The sequence below is a fragment of the Duganella sp. S19_KUP01_CR8 genome (genome assembly GCF_036688705.1).
In the GTDB taxonomy this organism is placed as follows: domain Bacteria; phylum Pseudomonadota; class Gammaproteobacteria; order Burkholderiales; family Burkholderiaceae_D; genus Rugamonas.
The window spans coordinates 24,742-40,866 of the sequence record NZ_JAQQPR010000015.1 but is presented as its reverse complement, the minus strand read 5'-3'; the positions used below and the strand labels follow the sequence as shown (position 1 = coordinate 40,866).

The following is a 16,125-nucleotide window of genomic DNA, read 5'->3' as shown; positions in this document are numbered from 1 at the left end:
GCGGACAACCTTGCGCGCAAAAAATAGAGTAAGGCGTCTAGTCGGCGGCACGGCGCCAAGCGACGCCTCAGTCCTTGCGCTTGCCCACCATGTGGCGGGCGATGCCGCGCAGGATGTTGACTTCCTCGGTTTCCAGCTGGGCGCGGGCGAACATGCGCTTGAGGCGCGGCATCAGTTTGCGTGGGTTGCCGGCGTCGAGGAAGCCGATCTCCACCAGCGACTGCTCCAGGTGCTGGTACATGCCCTCGATCTGCGCGGCGCTGGCGGCCTCGCCCTGGAAGCCGATCTCGTTGGCGTCGCCGCTCGGCTGGCGCGTATTCATGGCCGGCGGCGCGCCGTCCAGCAGCGCCATCCGGCATTCGTAGGCCAACACCTGCGCCGCCTGCGACAGGTTCAGCGACGAGTAGTCCGGGTTGGCCGGAATATTGATCAAAACATTACATTTCTCGACGATCTGGTTCGGCAGGCCGAAGCGTTCGTTGCCGAAAATCAGGGCCGCGCGCAGCTCGGGCTGGGCCGCCAGCTGCCCCGCCACCTCGCGCGGGGTCAGCACCGGCGGCGAATATTCGCGCAGCCGGGCCGACACGGCGGCGGCGAAATTGATGCCGTCCAGCGCCTCGGCCATGCTGCCGACCACCCGCGCGCCGGCCAGGATGTCGCCGGCGCCGCTGGCGAAGGCCACCGCCTCAGGGTCTTCCAGCGCGTGCTCGAAACGGGGCGTCACCAGCACCAGGTCGCTGAAACCCATGGTTTTCATGGCCCGCGCCACGGCGCCGATATTGCCGGCGCGGCTGGTCTCGACCAGGATGAATCGCAGCTGTTTGAAAAGATTGGTGTTGATTTGAGGCAGGTTCATTTAAATGGCGTATGGTTCAATATCGATACACAAGGGATGGCGGCACGCCCCACAAGCCCGAATTCTAACCCGCCCCCTCCCCGGCGGCCTAACTCCCGGGCGCGCCAAACCGCATTTGTGCACGTATCCAGTTCAGGAAGGCCGATCGCCGCGGATCGGCCTCGAACGGCAGCATCGACAGCAAACAATATTCGGAGCCATCGCGCACAAAGCCGAACGGCGCCACCAGGCGCCCGCTGTCGATCTCCTCTTGCGCCATGAAGACCGAACCGATGGCGACCCCGAGTCCGGCGCCGGCCGCTTGCAGCGTCAGGTAGAAATGCTCGTAGGTCTGGCTGCCGGTGTGCGCGGCCGTGGTTTTGGTGACGGCGCGCCAGCTGGCCCAGGCGTTCTTGCGCGAGGACGTATGCAGGATTCTTTGCGCCGGCAACGACAGCTGCTTGCGCTTTAATAACGCAGGCGCGCAGAGCGGGCCCACCCATTCGTCGCACACCTTTTCCGCATGCACGCTGGCGTCCCACTTGAAGTCGTTCCTGCGCAAAGCCACATCGACGCCATCGCGCTGGAACGCCACCGGTCCTCCGGACGCGAAGATATGCAACTGGATGTCGGGATGCCGACGATAGAAATCGCCGAGCCTCGGTATCAGCCATTTCATCGAGATGGTCGGTTCGCAGGAGACCACCAGGGGCAGGTGGTGCACGGGTTTGCGCAACGACTCCAGCGCCGCGTTGAGGTGCTCGAAAGCGTACTGCGCGGCGGCCGACAATTGTTCGCCCTGCGGCGTCAAAAACACGCCGCGGTTGCGGCGCTCGAACAAGTCCACGCCCAGCGATTGCTCCAGCAGACGAATCTGCCGGCTGACCGCCCCGTGCGTGAGCCGCAGCTCGTCCCCGGCCTTCACAAAACTGCCCAGCCTGGCGGCGGCCTCAAAGAAACGCAAGGAATTCAAGGGCGGCTGTCTGCTCATTATCTGTCAGTTTTCCTCACATGTTATCGAAAGTATAAATCGCTTTTTTCTTATCATGAATATATCGATAATTAAAAGGCAATGCAAGCCTGTCGTCCGCCACCTGTGGTTGGTCGATGATTTTTCACTGATAACCCTGCGTCGAACGATGCATGACTGGAAACTACAAACATGACTATTCTATTGGATGAAGGCCATATTTCTGCGCCGGACATGGCCATTGACCATCTCTGCAATCTGCTCACCCGCAAGGACCGGAGTTTCATTCCGGCCGAGCGGATGAAGCAATACCTGTCCGACGGCGCCATCGAGCCCATGACGGATTTGGCGGCCTTCCAGGACAGCTGGAACAATCTGCCGTGCGACGAATACATGGCCGACGGCGGCCGCTACCGCTCGCGCCGGCATGCCACCTTGCGGGCCCTGCCGTCGAGCCACGTGGTCTATGTGGAGCCGCACCAGCCGCACTATCAGAGCCTGAGCTACAACAATCTGAACGGCGGCATCGCGCGCCACTACCAGCCGATCGAGCCGCATATCCTGCACGGCTCGACGATGACGGCGATCCTGCGGTTCTGCTGCGGCGTTTTCGGGCGCTTGTCGCCATACGCCCATTGGCACATCGAAGCACATCAGTTCCGCATCGACGCGAAACTGGCCGCCGAGGGCAAGCCTACGCCGGAGGGGATACATCGCGACGGCGTCAATTTCGTCCTGATGCTCATGGTCAACCGCAAGAACGTGGTCAACGGTTGCACGCAAATCTATGATCTGGACCGCCAGAGGATAGACAGTTTCACCCTGGCCGACACCTTCGACGCGGCCATCGTCAACGATCACCACGTGCTGCACGGCGTCACCCCGATTGTTCAGCTTGACGTCGATCAGCCCGGCAGTCGCGACGTGCTGGTCGTGACGTTCCGCAAAAAATAACTACCCCGCGTGTCGCGCGGCACCGTGTCCCGCGACCTCTCCCGCTTTCAGAAAGCAGAAAAACATGACTGAACTTATCGCCGTCGCCTTGATCACCATACTCGCCACCATCAGCCCGGGCCCGGATTTCGCGATGGTCACGCGGAACAGCTATCTCTATGGCCGCAACGCCGGCTTGCTGGCCGCGCTGGGCATCGCGCTCGGGGTACAGGTCCATGTGTTCTATACGATGTTCGGCGTGGCACTGGTCATCGCGCATTCGCCCGCGCTGTTCACCGCCATCAAAATTGCCGGCGCGCTGTATTTGATTGTCATCGGCTGGAAAACGTTCGCCAACAAGGCCAAGCTGACGATCGACCTGAGCCAGGAGCGCGCCGTCTCCCCGCTCGCCATGCTCGGCAATGGCTTCCTGACCAACGCACTGAATCCGAAAACGACGATGTTCGTGGTCAGCACCTACACCCAGGTGGTGCATCCGGCGACGCCGCTGTCGACCCAGTTTGGCTACGGCCTGTTCATGTCGTTCACCCACTTTTTCTGGTTTGGCCTGGTTGCGCTGTTCTTTTCGCGGCAGCTGCTGCGCTCGCGGATCGTCAATCTTCAAGGCGCGATCGACAAGTCCATCGGCTCGATTCTGATGGCATTGGGCGTTTCGCTGGCGTTTGCCAATCTCAGCCACTGAAAAGGAACAGCAGATGACGAACATCGCGTGTGTCGACCTGGAGGGCGTGCTGGCGCCGGAGATGTGGCCGTTCATCGGATCGGTCGCCGGCATCCCCGGCTTGAAAATTACGACAAGGGAAGAGCCGGATTACTACAGCCTCATGGTTCATCGCATCGCCCTGCTGCGCAAGCACGGCTTGAAACTGATGGATGTCCAGGCGATTGTCGCCGCGCTCCCGGCACTCGACGGGGCCGCCGATTTTCTGGCAACGTTGCGGTCGCGCTATCGCGTGCTGATTGTTTCGGACGCCTTTATCGAATTCGCGGCCCATTTTGCCTCCCTGCTGGGATCGCCCGAACTGCAATGCCACCGTTTGTCCGTCGATGCCGACGGCTTTATCGACAGCTGTCTGTTCCTCCCCAGGCGCGGCAAGGAGGAAACCGTCCAACGACTGCAGCAGGGCGGACACCGCGTCCTGGCCATCGGCGACGCCTTCAATGATCTGGCCATGCTGCGGGCCGCCGATCGGGGCTTCCTGTTCCGGCCATCGCGGCAAACCCTCGATTCGGCGCAAGACCTGTGCGTGGTGCGGCACTACGGCGATATTTTGCGGCAGCTGCGGCAAGACAGCGTTCCGCAGTGGATTTGCGAAGAAATAGCGAAATAAATCCGCCTGCCCGAAAAGATTCATGTTGATTTCGGGCAGGTTCATTTAAAATAGCGCTATTGCGCGGCATCGACACACAAATTCCCCGGGATTTTACCTGTCGTCGCCGCTCCGCTCTTTAATTCACTCTTGTACACTAATGTGCTGCCGGGCAGGCTGAGGCCCCCGGTGGGCGTTAGCGTTCTTTTAACGGAAAAGCTTACATGCACCCAATGCTCAACACGGCGATCAAAGCCGCCCGCCGCGCCGCCGCCGTCATCAACCGCGCGTCGTTCGACCTCGACCGCGTCATCGTCACCGAGAAAAACCACAAGGACTTCGTCACCGACGTCGACCAGGCGGCCGAACAGGCCATCGTTGAGGTGCTGTCCAAAGCTTATCCCGACCACGCCTTCCTGTGCGAAGAGTCGGGCCCGTCCAAGAACGCCAACGACGAGACTGAATTCACCTGGATCATCGACCCGCTCGATGGCACCACCAACTTCATGCACGGCTTCCCGCAATACTCGATCTCGATCGCGCTGTCGCAGCGCGGCGTGATCACCCAGGCCGTGATCTACGACCCGGTCCGCAACGACCTGTTCACCGCCACCAAGGGCGCCGGCGCCTACCTGAACGACAAGCGCATCCGCGTCACCAAGCTGGACCGCATCGCCAACGCGCTGCTGTCGACCGGCTACGTGGCCGGCAACGCCAAGGCGCTGGACGAATACCTGAAGATGTACGGCATCATGGCCGAACGCTGCCACGGCGTGCGCCGTCCGGGCAGCGCCGCGCTGGACCTGGCCTACGTGGCCGCCGGCCGCCTGGACGGTTTCTACGAAAAAGGCCTGAAGCCTTGGGATATCGCCGCCGGCGCCTTGATGGTGACGGAATCGGGCGGCATCGTCGGCGAGTTCAGCGGCGAATCCGATTACCTGTACAAGGGCGACATCATCGCCGCCAGCCCGAAGATCTTCAGCCAGATGGTTGGCTTGCTGTCGCCGTTCGGTGAGCAGCCGAAAGCCTGAGCAACAAAAAAATAGAATGTTTGTTACAAAAAAAAGGGGCCTTACGGCCCTTTTTCATTTCCTATATGAAACATGAGTTGACCTTAGCTGTTATACTCAGGCCTGCGGCGCTCTGACCAGTCCTTTAGCCGCAGTGTCATCCACTCTGATTGCCTGCGACTGGCGCTTCAAATGCGACAGGCCTATCTTAACAAAAAGTCATCATGTCATTCTCTTCCCTCGGTTTGTCCGACGCTATCGTCCGCGCTGTTACCGAAGCCGGCTACACCTCGCCCACTCCTATTCAACAGCAGGCGATCCCTGCCGTTCTGAATGGCGGCGACCTGCTGGCAGGCGCACAAACCGGCACCGGCAAGACCGCCGGCTTCACCCTGCCCATCCTGCACCGCCTGTCGACCGACGCCAAAGGCGCGGCGATCACCAGCAACACCACTGCCCGCCCGATCCGCGCGCTGATCCTGACCCCGACCCGCGAACTCGCGGCCCAGGTCGAGGAAAGCGTCCGCATCTACGGCAAGTACACCAAGCTGAACTCCACCGTGATCTTCGGCGGCGTCGGCATCAATCCGCAGATCAAGCAGCTCAAGCACGGCGTCGACATCCTGGTCGCCACCCCGGGCCGCCTGCTGGACCACATGGAACAGCGCACCGTCAACCTGTCGCACGTGGAAATCCTGATCCTGGACGAAGCCGACCGCATGCTGGACATGGGCTTCATCCGCGACATCAAGAAAGTGCTGGCCGCGCTGCCGCCCAAGCGCCAGAACCTGCTGTTCTCGGCCACCTTCTCGGACGAGATCAAGGCCCTGGCCGACGGCCTGCTGAACAAGCCGGCCATGATCGAAGTGGCGCGCCGCAATTCGGCGGTCGAAGTGATCGCCCAGTTGATCCACCCGGTCGACCGCGACAAGAAGCATCCGATGCTGTCGCACCTGATCAAATCGAACAACTGGTCGCAGGTGCTGGTATTCACCCGCACCAAGCACGGCGCCAACAAGCTGGTTGAACAGCTGGGCGGCGACGGCATCGGCGCGATGGCGATCCACGGCAACAAGAGCCAGTCGGCGCGCACCAAGGCGCTGTCCGAGTTCAAGGACAACAAGCTGCAAGTGCTGGTCGCCACCGACATCGCCGCGCGCGGTATCGACATCGACCAGCTGCCGCACGTGGTCAACTACGACCTGCCGAACATTCCTGAAGACTATGTGCACCGCATCGGCCGTACCGGCCGCGCCGGCGCCACCGGCGAAGCGGTATCGCTGGTCTGCGTGGACGAGCACGACATGCTGAAGGACATCGAGAAGCTGATCAAGCAAACCCTGCCGCGTGAAGTGATCCCTGGCTTCGAGCCGGACCTGAACGCGCGTCCACAGCCAGTGCAACTGCGCAGCGGCGGCCCTGGCCATCGCAACGGCGGTGGCGGCGGTGGCCGTAACGGCGGCGGCGGACGCGGCAAGCCTGCCGCAGCCGGCGCCAAGCCAGGTGGCGGCGGCGGCAACGGCGGCGGCAAGCCACGCGCGCCAGGCGCGCCGGCCGGCGGCGGTCCACGCACCGGCACCAGCGCCCCGCGCTCGGCAGCCCAGCACCGCTCCGGCGGCCGCGGCCGATAAGCTCCAGGAAAACCACCCTCGCGGTGGTTTTTTTTCGCCCCGCCACAGCGGGGTCTGACCCCGTACGGGGTCAGACCCCAGGCGGAGCGGCGTGCGGGGTGTCGGCATTTGCGGTTACGATAGCGGCTGCCAGCTATTTCCCCGGAGCCTGCCATGCCCAAATTCGCCGCCAACCTGTCCATGCTGTTCAACGAAGCGCCCTTCCTGGAACGCTTCGCGCTGGCCCGCGAGGCCTGCTTCGACGGCGTCGAATTCCTGTTCCCCTACGCCTACGAAGCCGAGCAACTGGCCGAGCGCCTGCGCCGCCACCAGCTGCAACTGGTGCTGTTCAACCTGCCCTGCGGCGACTGGAACGCGGGCGACCGCGGCATGGCCTGCGATCCGCGCCGCCAGGACGAATTCCGCGCCGGCGTGCAAAGCGCGCTGGAATACGCCACCGAACTGGGCGCCCCGCGCCTGCACTGCATGGCCGGCAAGCTCCCGGCCGGCGTGGCGCCGGAGCGCGCCCACGCCACCTACGTCGACAACCTGCGCTACGCCGCCGCCGCGCTGGCGCCGCACGGCATCGAACTGCTGATCGAGCCGATCAACCACTACGACATGCCGGGCTACTTCCTCAACCACAGCAAGCAGGCGCTGGACATCATCGCCGAGACCGGCAGCCCGAATCTGTTCCTGCAGTACGACATCTATCACATGCAGCGCATGGAGGGCGAACTGAGCAACACGATCCGCGCCCACCTGACTATGATCAAGCACATGCAGATCGCCGACACTCCCGGCCGCCACGAACCGGGCAGCGGCGAGATCAATTACCGCCACCTGTTCCGCCACATCGACGCCATCGGCTACGACGGCTGGCTGGGCTGCGAATACCTGCCGGCCGGCGACACCACGGCCGGCCTGGGCTGGCGCCAGGCACTGGCCACCTGATCTGCGCATTCGCAACACGGAGCTATTCAGCCGGGACAAAAATAGCTACACACTTTGTGGAGCGCGCCCATGAAACTCACCCGTGCATTGCTGATCCTCGGATTGCTGGCCCTGCTTGGCGGTTGCGCCAGCAGCACGCCCCGGATGGCGGAGGTACGCGCCTTCGCCGCCCAGTCGCCCAAGCTGGGCGCCTACCATGAACTGACCGAGCGCTACCGCCACACCTACCAGCGCGAACAACCCTTCCTGAATCCCGCCGCCGACGCCCGCGAGCGCCAGCTCGACAGCCAGCGCCAGGCCGCCTGCGACGACTTCGTCAAGCTGCAGGCCGGCGTGCAAGCCTATATGCAGGCGCTGGGCCAGCTGGCCGGCGACCACCAGTACGACCTCGAGGACCAGGTCAAGTCCATGAGCGGCGGCATCAAGGCCTGGCCGGACAACGGCATCGACGACCGCCACGTCAACGCCTACGCCGGCCTGACGCGGCTGCTGGCGCGCGCACTCACCCGGCCGGCGCAGGAAGCCGCCGTGCAGGAACTGATGCGCGACGGCCACCAGGCGATGCAGGAACTGCTGGGCGCCATGCGCACGCTGCTGCGCCTGTACGGCAAGACCAGCGACAACGAGGAAAAAATCGTGCTCGGCATGCTGGAGACCGAAATCCCCTTCCTCGACAGCCGCCGCGACCGCCTGCTGCTGGCGCTGGCCAAGGCCCAGCAGCACGACCGCCAGGCCGAATACCACCTGTTCGGCCTGCGCAACACGCTGGCGCAAAACAACCTGGCCGCCATCGAGCAAAGCCACCGCGCGCTGCTCGGCCAGATCCCGCAACAATAAACCCGGCAAGGAGTAGCCATGACCGATCAGCACGATATCGAAGCGCTGGGCGACAGCCTGTCCGCCAGCGCCGACGCGTTGCACGCGCAACTGATGCGCGCCCTGCGCAAGCGGGCGCCGGGCGGCGCGCCCGCCATGACGCAGGGCACGGCGCAGGCGCTGTTTGAAAACGAAGTGCTGCTGCGCCAGCGCGCCAACAGCCTGTACCTGGACAGCGCCAAGCTGGCCGCCAACGGCCTGGGCGGCGCCCAGCAGCAGCTGCTGGAGCAAACCCGCCGCGCCCAGGAAGCCGTCGCCCGCATCGACAAGGTGAAGGACCTGGTCGACCTCTGCGCCGAGCTGCTGTCGCTGGGCGCGGCGGTCGCCGCCGGCAAGCCGGAACGCATCGTCACGCCGCTGGAAAAACTCAAGCACCACCTGGACGCGCTGGCCCCGCCGCCTTAAGGCCGAGGTCCAAGCCGGCCCGCGCCGAACAAAATCGCGCCGCGCAGGTCCAATGCCGTAAGGAGTGCGCGGCATGAATGGACTCGATGACAATCAATGGACGGCGTTGCAGGCGCGGCTGGAGCGCGCGCGGGCTGCCCTGCTGAGCCAGTTGGCGGACGATCTCGACCGCAGCGCCGACGTGCGCGCGCCGCCGCCGCACGAGGCCGAAGCGTCGCCGGCCGACAACGCCAGCCAGCGCACCCTCAACGCGCTGGTGCACGAGGCGGCCGAGCACACGGCGCGCCAGCTGCACATCGTGCGCCATGCGCTGGCCAAGTTCGACGAGCACAGTTATGGATTGTGCGAGAGCTGCGGCGAGCTGATCGGCTACTCGCGCCTGAACGCGCGGCCGGAAGCGCGGCTGTGCATCACCTGCCAGACGCGCCAGGAACAGCGCCGCCGCTAAGCCCGCAAGCCCGGTTCAACCAGCCTCCAGCCAGGGTTGGCTGCGGATCTTGGCCACCTGCCGCTGCGCCAGCAAGCGCCACAGTTGCAGCGCGTCGGCCTGCGCCAGCGCCGTCATCACGCGCGGGCCGGCCAGGGCGATTTCGCAATCGCGGTCCGACCATTCGGCAAAGCGCACCCGGCCGCCGGTGGACACCTCGACCTCATACATCAAGCCGTCGTCATAACCGAAACGCAGCACGGCGCTGCCGGGGCCGCCGTCGGGACTGGCGGTCTTGCCGCTGTAGACATCCGCCAGCACCGCCGCCATCTGCGCTTCGGACGGCGCCGCCACGTCGCGGCCGTCTGGACGAGTGAGCACTACCCATGCCTGTGCCATTGCCGCATCCCCCTATCAAAACGCGTTAGTCCGACGGGTGCCAGGTTTTTTTATTGTAGCGACTATCATACCCAAAATTGCCGCCAGCGCTGGCTTAGTCCCCAATAAGCAACAATGGCGCGCAAATCGGCGGGCGGCAAAAAAAGGCGGCCGGCGTACACGCCACAAAACTGGTGTGGCCGTATAATCAATTCGGGTTTTCGATATCCAGAAGCTATTAATTCGCTAGGCGCGCCCATGCATGCAGCCACGCAAACGCACGATGTCCCACCCGTGATGCCCGCCCCGGACCAGCCGTTTCTCAGCGCGCTGGAACAGGCGCTGGCGCAGGACGAGCTGCGCCTGCTGTACCAGCCGCTGGTGGACTTGCAGAGCGGCGCCGTGGTCAGCCTGGAGGCGCTGGTGCGCTGGCAACATCCGGAACACGGCCTGCTGTCGGCCCACGCCTTCCTGCCGCAGGCCGAGGCGGCCGGCATGACGGCCGCCATCGGCCACTGGGTGCTGCGGCGCGCCTGCGGCGACCTGCAAGCCTGGCGCCGCGGCGGCCAGAACGACTTGCGGGTGGCGATCAATGTCGCGCCCAGCCAGTTCCGCGACCCCGGCTTCGGCGCCGCCGTCGCCGCCATGCTGGACGACTACGCCATCACCCCCGCCGCGCTGACCTTGGAAATCACCGAGACCGCGCTCAACGAGGCCGGCGCCGCCTGCGACGACCTGCTGGCCGGCTTCAAGACGCGCGGCCTGAACCTGACGCTGGACGACTTCGGCACCGGCCACGGCTCGCTCAGCAGCCTGAAGCGCTATCCCTTCGACGCCATCAAGATCGACGCCGACTTCATCCGCAACGTGGTGGCCGACAGCCACGACGCCGCCATGGCCAAGAGCATCATCGCCATGGGCCACAACCTGGGCATGAAGGTGGTGGCCGAGGGCGTGGAGACGGAAGCCCAGTGCGACTTCCTGCGCCGCAATATGTGCGACCAGATCCAGGGCTATTTCTTCGCGCCGCCGCTGGCCTCGACCGACCTGCACCAGCTGCTGGCCAGCGGCCGCGCGCTGCCGGGCCACCTGCTGCGCATGCACCGGCCGCAGCGCCGCCTGCTGCTGGTGGACGACGAGCCCAACATCCTGGCCGCGCTCAAGCGCCTGCTGCGCGGCGACCACTACCAGATCTACACCGCCAACGACGGCCCACAGGGCCTGGCCGTGCTGGCCGAGCATCCGGTCGACGTCATCGTCTCCGACCAGCGCATGCCCGGCATGCTGGGCGCCGACTTCCTGCGCAAGGCCAGGGAGCTGGTGCCCGACACCATACGCATCATGCTGTCCGGCTACACCGAGCTGCAGTCGGTGACCGACGCCGTCAACGAAGGCGCGATCTACAAATTCCTGACCAAGCCGTGGGACGACGAGCAGCTGCGCGGCCACATCGCCGACGCCTTCCGGGTCAAGGAAATTGCCGACGACAACCAGCGCCTGCACCTGGAAGTGCGCAGCGCCAACCAGGAGCTGGCCGCCGCCAACCGCCGCATGGAACAGCTGCTGCAGGAAAAGCAGCGCCAGATCAGCCGCGACGAGATCAGCCTGAACGTCGCGCGCGAACTGCTGCAGCACCTGCCGCTGGCGGTGATCGGCATGGACGACTCCGGCATGATCGCCTTCATCAACGGCGCCGCCGCCGGCCTGTTCCGCCACAGCGGCGCACTGCTCGGCAACGAGGCCTGCCACGTGCTGCCCGCGCTGTTCCCGGCCGACGGCGCCGAGGACCAGGCTGGCAGCGGCCAACCCCACCACCACCTGGCCGACATCGACGGCCAGCGCTATGCCGTGATGTGCTACCCGATGGGCGAGCACTCGGCTTCACGCGGCAGCCTGATCACCCTTAGCATCATGGAGACCAATCGATGAGCGTCACCGCCCACCGCAATGAAATCGGCCTGGAGCAAGCCGTCGAAGGCATGACCCTGGCCGCCGCCCTGCTGGACGCCCACGGCGGCGTGCTGCTGCCGCAGGACGCCACGCTGACCACCGCCACGCTGGCCTCGCTGCGCCGGCGCGGCATCGAGCGCTGCGTGGTCTGGAGCGAGGCCGACGCGCCCGATCCGGCCGAACTGGCGCGCGCCCGCGCGCTGCAACTGGCGCGGCTGGAGCGCCTGTTCCGCCACAGCGCCGACAGCGACGGCGGCGCCGTGCTGCTGCAGCGCCTGCGCGCCTACCGCGAAGGACCGCCCGCATGACCGCCGACGACATCATCAAGGCGGTGCGCGACCTGCCCTCGCTGCCGGCGGTGGTCAACGAACTGCTGGCCAGCATGGACCAGGACGACATCGACACCCACGCGCTGGCCGCCAAGATCACGCTCGACCAGGCGCTCACCGCCAAGACGCTGCGCCTGGCCAACTCCTCGTTCTACGGCATGCCGTCCAAGGTCACCTCGATCCAGCAGGCGATCTCGGTGCTGGGCTTCCACGCCATCCGCACGCTGGTGACGGCCTGCTCGGTGACCGAGAGCTTCAAGCCCGCGCCCGGCAACCAGTTCGACTTCCCGGCCTTCTGGCGCCACTCGATCGCCAGCGCGGTGTGCGCGCGCGTGCTGGCGCCGCATGTGCGCGTGAACCCGGACACCGCCTTCACCGCCGGCCTGCTGCACGACCTCGGCACGCTGGTGCTGGCCACCCGCTTCCCCGAAGACTACCGCCGCGTGCACGACTACCGCCGCCAGCACGACTGCAGCGCCGCGCCGGCCCAGCTGGCCGTGTTCGGCATCGACCACGCCAGCGTCGGCAGCGCGCTGGCCAAGCACTGGAAGTTCCCGCCTCCGATCCAGGCCGCCGTGGCCGACCACCACCGCGCCGCCGACGGCAAGCCGGCCACGCTGTCGAGCGTGATCTACGCGGCCAACATCCTGGCCCACGCGCTCGACCTGTCGGGCCAGGAGGACGACCAGGTGCCGCCGCTGTCGCTGGCCGCGTGGCAGGCGCTGGGCCTGAGCGACGCCGCCTGGGCCGGCGTGTTCGGCGAGACCGAACAGCTGTTCGAAACCATGTGCAAGATGCTGACGACATGAACACCGCCGCCCCCGCCACCCCAAGCGCCGCCGCCATCCCGCCGCTGCCGGACGCCGAAGCGCCGGCGCACGCCGCGTTCGCGCTGTCCGAGTTCTTCGACGGCCATCCGGTGGCCACCTTCGCCATCGACACCCGGCATGTGATCACGCACTGGAACCGCGCCTGCGAGCACCTGCTGGGCTGGAGCAAGCTGGCCATGATAGGCACCAGCAACCACTGGCAAGCCTTCTACCCCAAGCAGCGCCCGGTGCTGGCCGACCTGATCGTGGCCGGCGACGACCACCTGCTGGAAAAGCACTACCCCGGCAAGTACCGCGCCTCGGCGCTGATCCCGGGCGCCTACGAGGCCGAGGACTTCTTCCCCAACATCGGCGCCAGCGGCCACTGGCTGCACTTCACGGCGGCGCCGCTGCGCGACCACCAGGGCCAGATCGTCGGCGCGATCGAAACGCTGCGCGACGTCACCGAGCGGCGGGTGGCCGAGAACGCGCTGCGGCGCGCCCACGACAACCTGGAAAACGTGGTCGAGAAACGCACCGCCCAGCTGGCCGACATGAACGAGCAGCTGCAGGAAGACATCCGCCAGCGCCACCTGGCCGAGGCCGAACTGCGCCGCAGCAACCTGGAGTTGACCGAACTGAACAGCCAACTGTCGCGCGCCCAGCAGCAGCTGGTGCAGGCCGACAAGCTGGCCTCGATCGGCCAGCTGGCGGCCGGCGTGGCGCATGAGATCAACAACCCGATCGGCTACATCTTTTCCAACTTCACCACCCTGCAGACCTACCTGGACCAGCTGTTCGAGATGCTCGACGCCTACCAGCAGGCCGAGGCCGACATCGGCGCCCCGGCCGCCGCGGCCGCGCTGCGCGCCCGCCGCGAGCAGATCGACCTGGACTTCCTGCGCGAGGACATCCCGTCGCTGATGGCCGAGTCGCGCGAGGGCATCGTACGGGTGCGCCACATCGTCCAGGACCTGAAGGACTTCTCGCGGGTCGACGCCAACCAGGACTGGGTCTGGTCCAATCTGCACCGGGGCATAGACTCCACCCTCAACATCGTCGGCAACGAGGTCAAGTACAAGGCCGACGTGGTCAAGGAATACGGCGACATTCCCGACATCCAGTGCCTGCCGCTGCAGATCAACCAGGTGGTGATGAACCTGGTGGTCAACGCCGCCCACGCCATCGGCGAGCAGCGCGGCCGCATCACCGTGCGCACCGGCACCGACGGCGACAACGTGTGGATCGACGTCGCCGACAACGGCAGCGGCATTTCGCCCGACACGCTGTCGCGCATCTTCGACCCCTTCTTCACCACCAAGGCGGTCGGCAAGGGCACCGGGCTGGGGCTGTCGCTGGCCTACGGCATCGTGCAGAAGCACGGCGGCCACATCGACGTCGAAACCGAACTCGGCAAAGGTACCCGCTTCCGCGTGCGGCTGCCGATCAACCAGCCGGAAGCGGCCAGCGACGACGGGAGCGCGCCATGAGCAGCGCGCTGTCCGCCGCGGCCGTGCCGGCCAGCATCGCCACACTGCTGTGCGTGGACGACGAGCCCAACATCCTGTCCTCGCTGCGGCGCCTGTTCCGCCCGGCCGGCTACCGGGTGCTGCTGGCCGAGAGCGGCGCCCTGGGCCTGGAAATTCTGGAGAAGGAACCGGTCGACCTGGTGATCTCCGACATGCGCATGCCGGAAATGAACGGCGCCCAGTTCCTGGCGCAGGTGCGGACGCGCTGGCCGGACACCATGCGCCTGCTGCTGACCGGCTATTCCGACATCCAGTCGATCCAGGACGCCATCAACTGCGGCGAGATCTACCGCTACATCACCAAGCCGTGGGAAGACGGCGACATGCTGCTGCTGGTGCGCCACGCGCTGGAGCGGCGCCAGCTGGAGCAGGAGAAAGTGCGGCTGGAAGCGCTGACCCTGCGCCAGAACGAGGAGCTGAAGACGCTCAACCAGAGCCTGGAGGCCAAGGTCGAGGCGCGCACCCGCCAGCTGAAGGCCGAGCACGAGGCGACCACCACCGCCAACGGCAAGCTCAAGAGCAACTTCGTCACCACCATCAAGATTTTCTCCAGCATGATCGAACTGCGCGCGCACAACCGGCCCGGCCACGCGCGCCTGGTGGCCGAGCTGGCGCGCCAGCTGGCGGTGCGGCTGGAGCTGGACGCGCGCGCCACCCAGGAAATCTTCATCGCCGCGCTGCTGCACGACATCGGCAAGATCGGCTTTTCCGACGAACTGCTGCAAACCCCGCTGACCATGCTGCACGGCGAATCGCTGGGCCTGTTCCGCAAGCATCCGCAGCGCGCCGCCGAGCTGTTGATGCCGCTGGAGGACTTGCGCGGCAGCGCCACCATCCTGCGCGGCCAGCTGGAGCGCTTCGACGGCAACGGCTTCCCGGACGGCCTGGCCGGCCTGGCGATCCCGCTCGGCGCGCGCATCCTGGCGCTGGCGGCCGACTACTACAACCTGCAACAGGGGGCGATGGTGCAGCGCCACCTGCGGCCGGACGAAGCCAAGACGCTGATCCTCGACGCCAGCGGCAAGCGCTACGATCCCAACGTGGTGACGGCCTTCCGCCAGATCATCGACGGCGGCGCCGACACCGGCGCCGGAGTCGAAGTGCTGTCCGGCGAGCTGCTGCCCGGCATGGTGCTGGCGCGCGACCTGATCAGCCGCGACGGCCTGATGCTGCTGTCGATCGAGCACGTGCTGGACGCCCGCATGATCCAGCAGGTGCAGGACTTCGAGACCAAGGCCGGCGGCCGGCTGTCGATCTGGATCCGCAATCCCAAGGGGGACGCATGAGCAAGATCCTGCTGGTCGACGACGAGATCAACGTGCTCAACGCCCTGCAGCGCGCCCTGCTGCAAATGTTGCGCGAGGCGCCGCCACAGATCGAGACCTGCCTCGATCCCTACGACGCGCTCAAGCGCATCTGCTATTGCGACTACGACCTGATCATCTGCGACTACAACATGCCGCAGATGACCGGCGGCGAGCTGCTGCAAGCGCTGCGGGACGTGGCGCCCAACACGGTGCGCATCATGCTCAGCGCCTCGACCGAGTACACCACGGTGCTGAGCGCCATCAACCAGGCGCAGGCGTTCCGTTTCATGAGCAAGCCCTGGGACGCCGCCGAGCTGGAGCAGGTCGTGCGGCAGGCGCTGGCGCAGCGCGCGGCGCTGGTGGCGCCGCCGCCGCTGTCGCCGCAGGAGCTGGAGGCGCAGCGGCTGGAGGCCGAGGAACCGGGCCTGCTGGACGTCAAGCGCGACGACGACGGCGCCGTGATCCTGTAGCC

18 protein-coding genes are annotated in these 16,125 nt (G+C 65.8%); 15 read left to right on the top strand and 3 right to left on the bottom strand.

What is annotated here, in order from left to right; all coding sequences use genetic code 11:
- Positions 1–67 precede the first annotated feature (67 nt).
- Both V6M89_RS16300 and V6M89_RS16295 read right to left on the bottom strand, forming a co-directional pair.
- Entirely contained in the window at positions 68–856 is a 789-nt protein-coding gene (locus tag V6M89_RS16300; protein WP_332854145.1) for an RNA methyltransferase, read from the bottom strand.
- A gap of 88 nt (positions 857–944) precedes the next feature.
- Positions 945–1,826, bottom strand: a complete 882-nt coding sequence (locus V6M89_RS16295; protein WP_332854144.1) for a LysR substrate-binding domain-containing protein — start codon at positions 1,824–1,826, stop codon at positions 945–947.
- 171 nt (positions 1,827–1,997) lie between these two features.
- On the opposite strand from V6M89_RS16295, the gene V6M89_RS16290 reads away from it, so the two are divergent.
- From V6M89_RS16290 to V6M89_RS16250, 9 genes are all read left to right on the top strand, one after another.
- Positions 1,998–2,759, top strand: a complete 762-nt coding sequence (locus V6M89_RS16290) for a 2OG-Fe dioxygenase family protein (RefSeq protein WP_332854143.1) — start codon at positions 1,998–2,000, stop codon at positions 2,757–2,759.
- Between the two features lie 64 nt (positions 2,760–2,823).
- Positions 2,824–3,441, top strand: a complete 618-nt coding sequence (locus V6M89_RS16285) for a LysE family translocator (protein WP_332854142.1) — start codon at positions 2,824–2,826, stop codon at positions 3,439–3,441.
- A gap of 13 nt (positions 3,442–3,454) precedes the next feature.
- On the top strand, positions 3,455–4,090 hold the full coding sequence (gene thrH, locus V6M89_RS16280; RefSeq protein ID WP_332854141.1) for a bifunctional phosphoserine phosphatase/homoserine phosphotransferase ThrH: 636 nt from the start codon (positions 3,455–3,457) through the stop codon (positions 4,088–4,090).
- Between the two features lie 212 nt (positions 4,091–4,302).
- Complete coding sequence (locus tag V6M89_RS16275; protein WP_332854270.1) at positions 4,303–5,100, top strand: inositol monophosphatase family protein; 798 nt, start codon at positions 4,303–4,305, stop codon at positions 5,098–5,100.
- A 203-nt stretch (positions 5,101–5,303) separates the two neighbouring features.
- Positions 5,304–6,710, top strand: coding sequence for a DEAD/DEAH box helicase (locus V6M89_RS16270; protein ID WP_332854140.1), 1,407 nt, complete (start codon positions 5,304–5,306; stop codon positions 6,708–6,710).
- A 153-nt stretch (positions 6,711–6,863) separates the two neighbouring features.
- A complete protein-coding gene (otnI, locus tag V6M89_RS16265) occupies positions 6,864–7,643 on the top strand; it encodes a 2-oxo-tetronate isomerase (RefSeq protein WP_332854139.1) in 780 nt (259 codons plus the stop codon).
- 69 nt (positions 7,644–7,712) lie between these two features.
- Positions 7,713–8,480, top strand: coding sequence for a hypothetical protein (locus V6M89_RS16260; RefSeq protein ID WP_332854138.1), 768 nt, complete (start codon positions 7,713–7,715; stop codon positions 8,478–8,480).
- 18 nt (positions 8,481–8,498) lie between these two features.
- On the top strand, positions 8,499–8,924 hold the full coding sequence (locus V6M89_RS16255) for a hypothetical protein (RefSeq protein WP_332854137.1): 426 nt from the start codon (positions 8,499–8,501) through the stop codon (positions 8,922–8,924).
- Between the two features lie 73 nt (positions 8,925–8,997).
- A complete protein-coding gene (locus V6M89_RS16250; RefSeq protein ID WP_332854136.1) occupies positions 8,998–9,372 on the top strand; it encodes a TraR/DksA family transcriptional regulator in 375 nt (124 codons plus the stop codon).
- A 15-nt stretch (positions 9,373–9,387) separates the two neighbouring features.
- Here the strand turns inward: V6M89_RS16250 and V6M89_RS16245 are convergent, their stop codons facing one another.
- Positions 9,388–9,750 (bottom strand): hypothetical protein, encoded by a 363-nt coding sequence (locus V6M89_RS16245; protein ID WP_332854135.1) that lies wholly within the window; start codon positions 9,748–9,750, stop codon positions 9,388–9,390.
- A 237-nt stretch (positions 9,751–9,987) separates the two neighbouring features.
- Between V6M89_RS16245 and V6M89_RS16240 the strand changes: the two genes are divergently transcribed.
- Genes V6M89_RS16240 through V6M89_RS16215 form a run of 6 tightly spaced genes read left to right on the top strand, consistent with a single transcriptional unit; the run spans position 9,988 to position 16,123 of the window.
- Positions 9,988–11,658: an EAL domain-containing protein gene (locus tag V6M89_RS16240; RefSeq protein ID WP_332854134.1), complete on the top strand. Its 1,671-nt coding sequence runs from the start codon at positions 9,988–9,990 to the stop codon at positions 11,656–11,658.
- Positions 11,655–11,987, top strand: coding sequence for a hypothetical protein (locus tag V6M89_RS16235; RefSeq protein WP_332854133.1), 333 nt, complete (start codon positions 11,655–11,657; stop codon positions 11,985–11,987). The genes V6M89_RS16240 and V6M89_RS16235 overlap by 4 nt, the downstream gene beginning before the upstream one ends.
- Positions 11,984–12,817, top strand: a complete 834-nt coding sequence (locus V6M89_RS16230; protein ID WP_332854132.1) for an HDOD domain-containing protein — start codon at positions 11,984–11,986, stop codon at positions 12,815–12,817. The genes V6M89_RS16235 and V6M89_RS16230 overlap by 4 nt, the downstream gene beginning before the upstream one ends.
- Complete coding sequence (locus V6M89_RS16225) at positions 12,814–14,307, top strand: ATP-binding protein (RefSeq protein ID WP_332854131.1); 1,494 nt, start codon at positions 12,814–12,816, stop codon at positions 14,305–14,307. Before V6M89_RS16230 ends, V6M89_RS16225 begins: the two co-directional genes overlap by 4 nt.
- Entirely contained in the window at positions 14,304–15,632 is a 1,329-nt protein-coding gene (locus V6M89_RS16220) for an HD domain-containing phosphohydrolase (RefSeq protein WP_332854130.1), read from the top strand. The genes V6M89_RS16225 and V6M89_RS16220 overlap by 4 nt, the downstream gene beginning before the upstream one ends.
- Positions 15,629–16,123 carry a response regulator gene (locus tag V6M89_RS16215; protein WP_332854129.1) on the top strand — a complete coding sequence of 165 codons (495 nt, stop codon included), beginning with the start codon at positions 15,629–15,631 and terminating at the stop codon, positions 16,121–16,123. The genes V6M89_RS16220 and V6M89_RS16215 overlap by 4 nt, the downstream gene beginning before the upstream one ends.
- Positions 16,124–16,125: the final 2 nt, after the last annotated feature.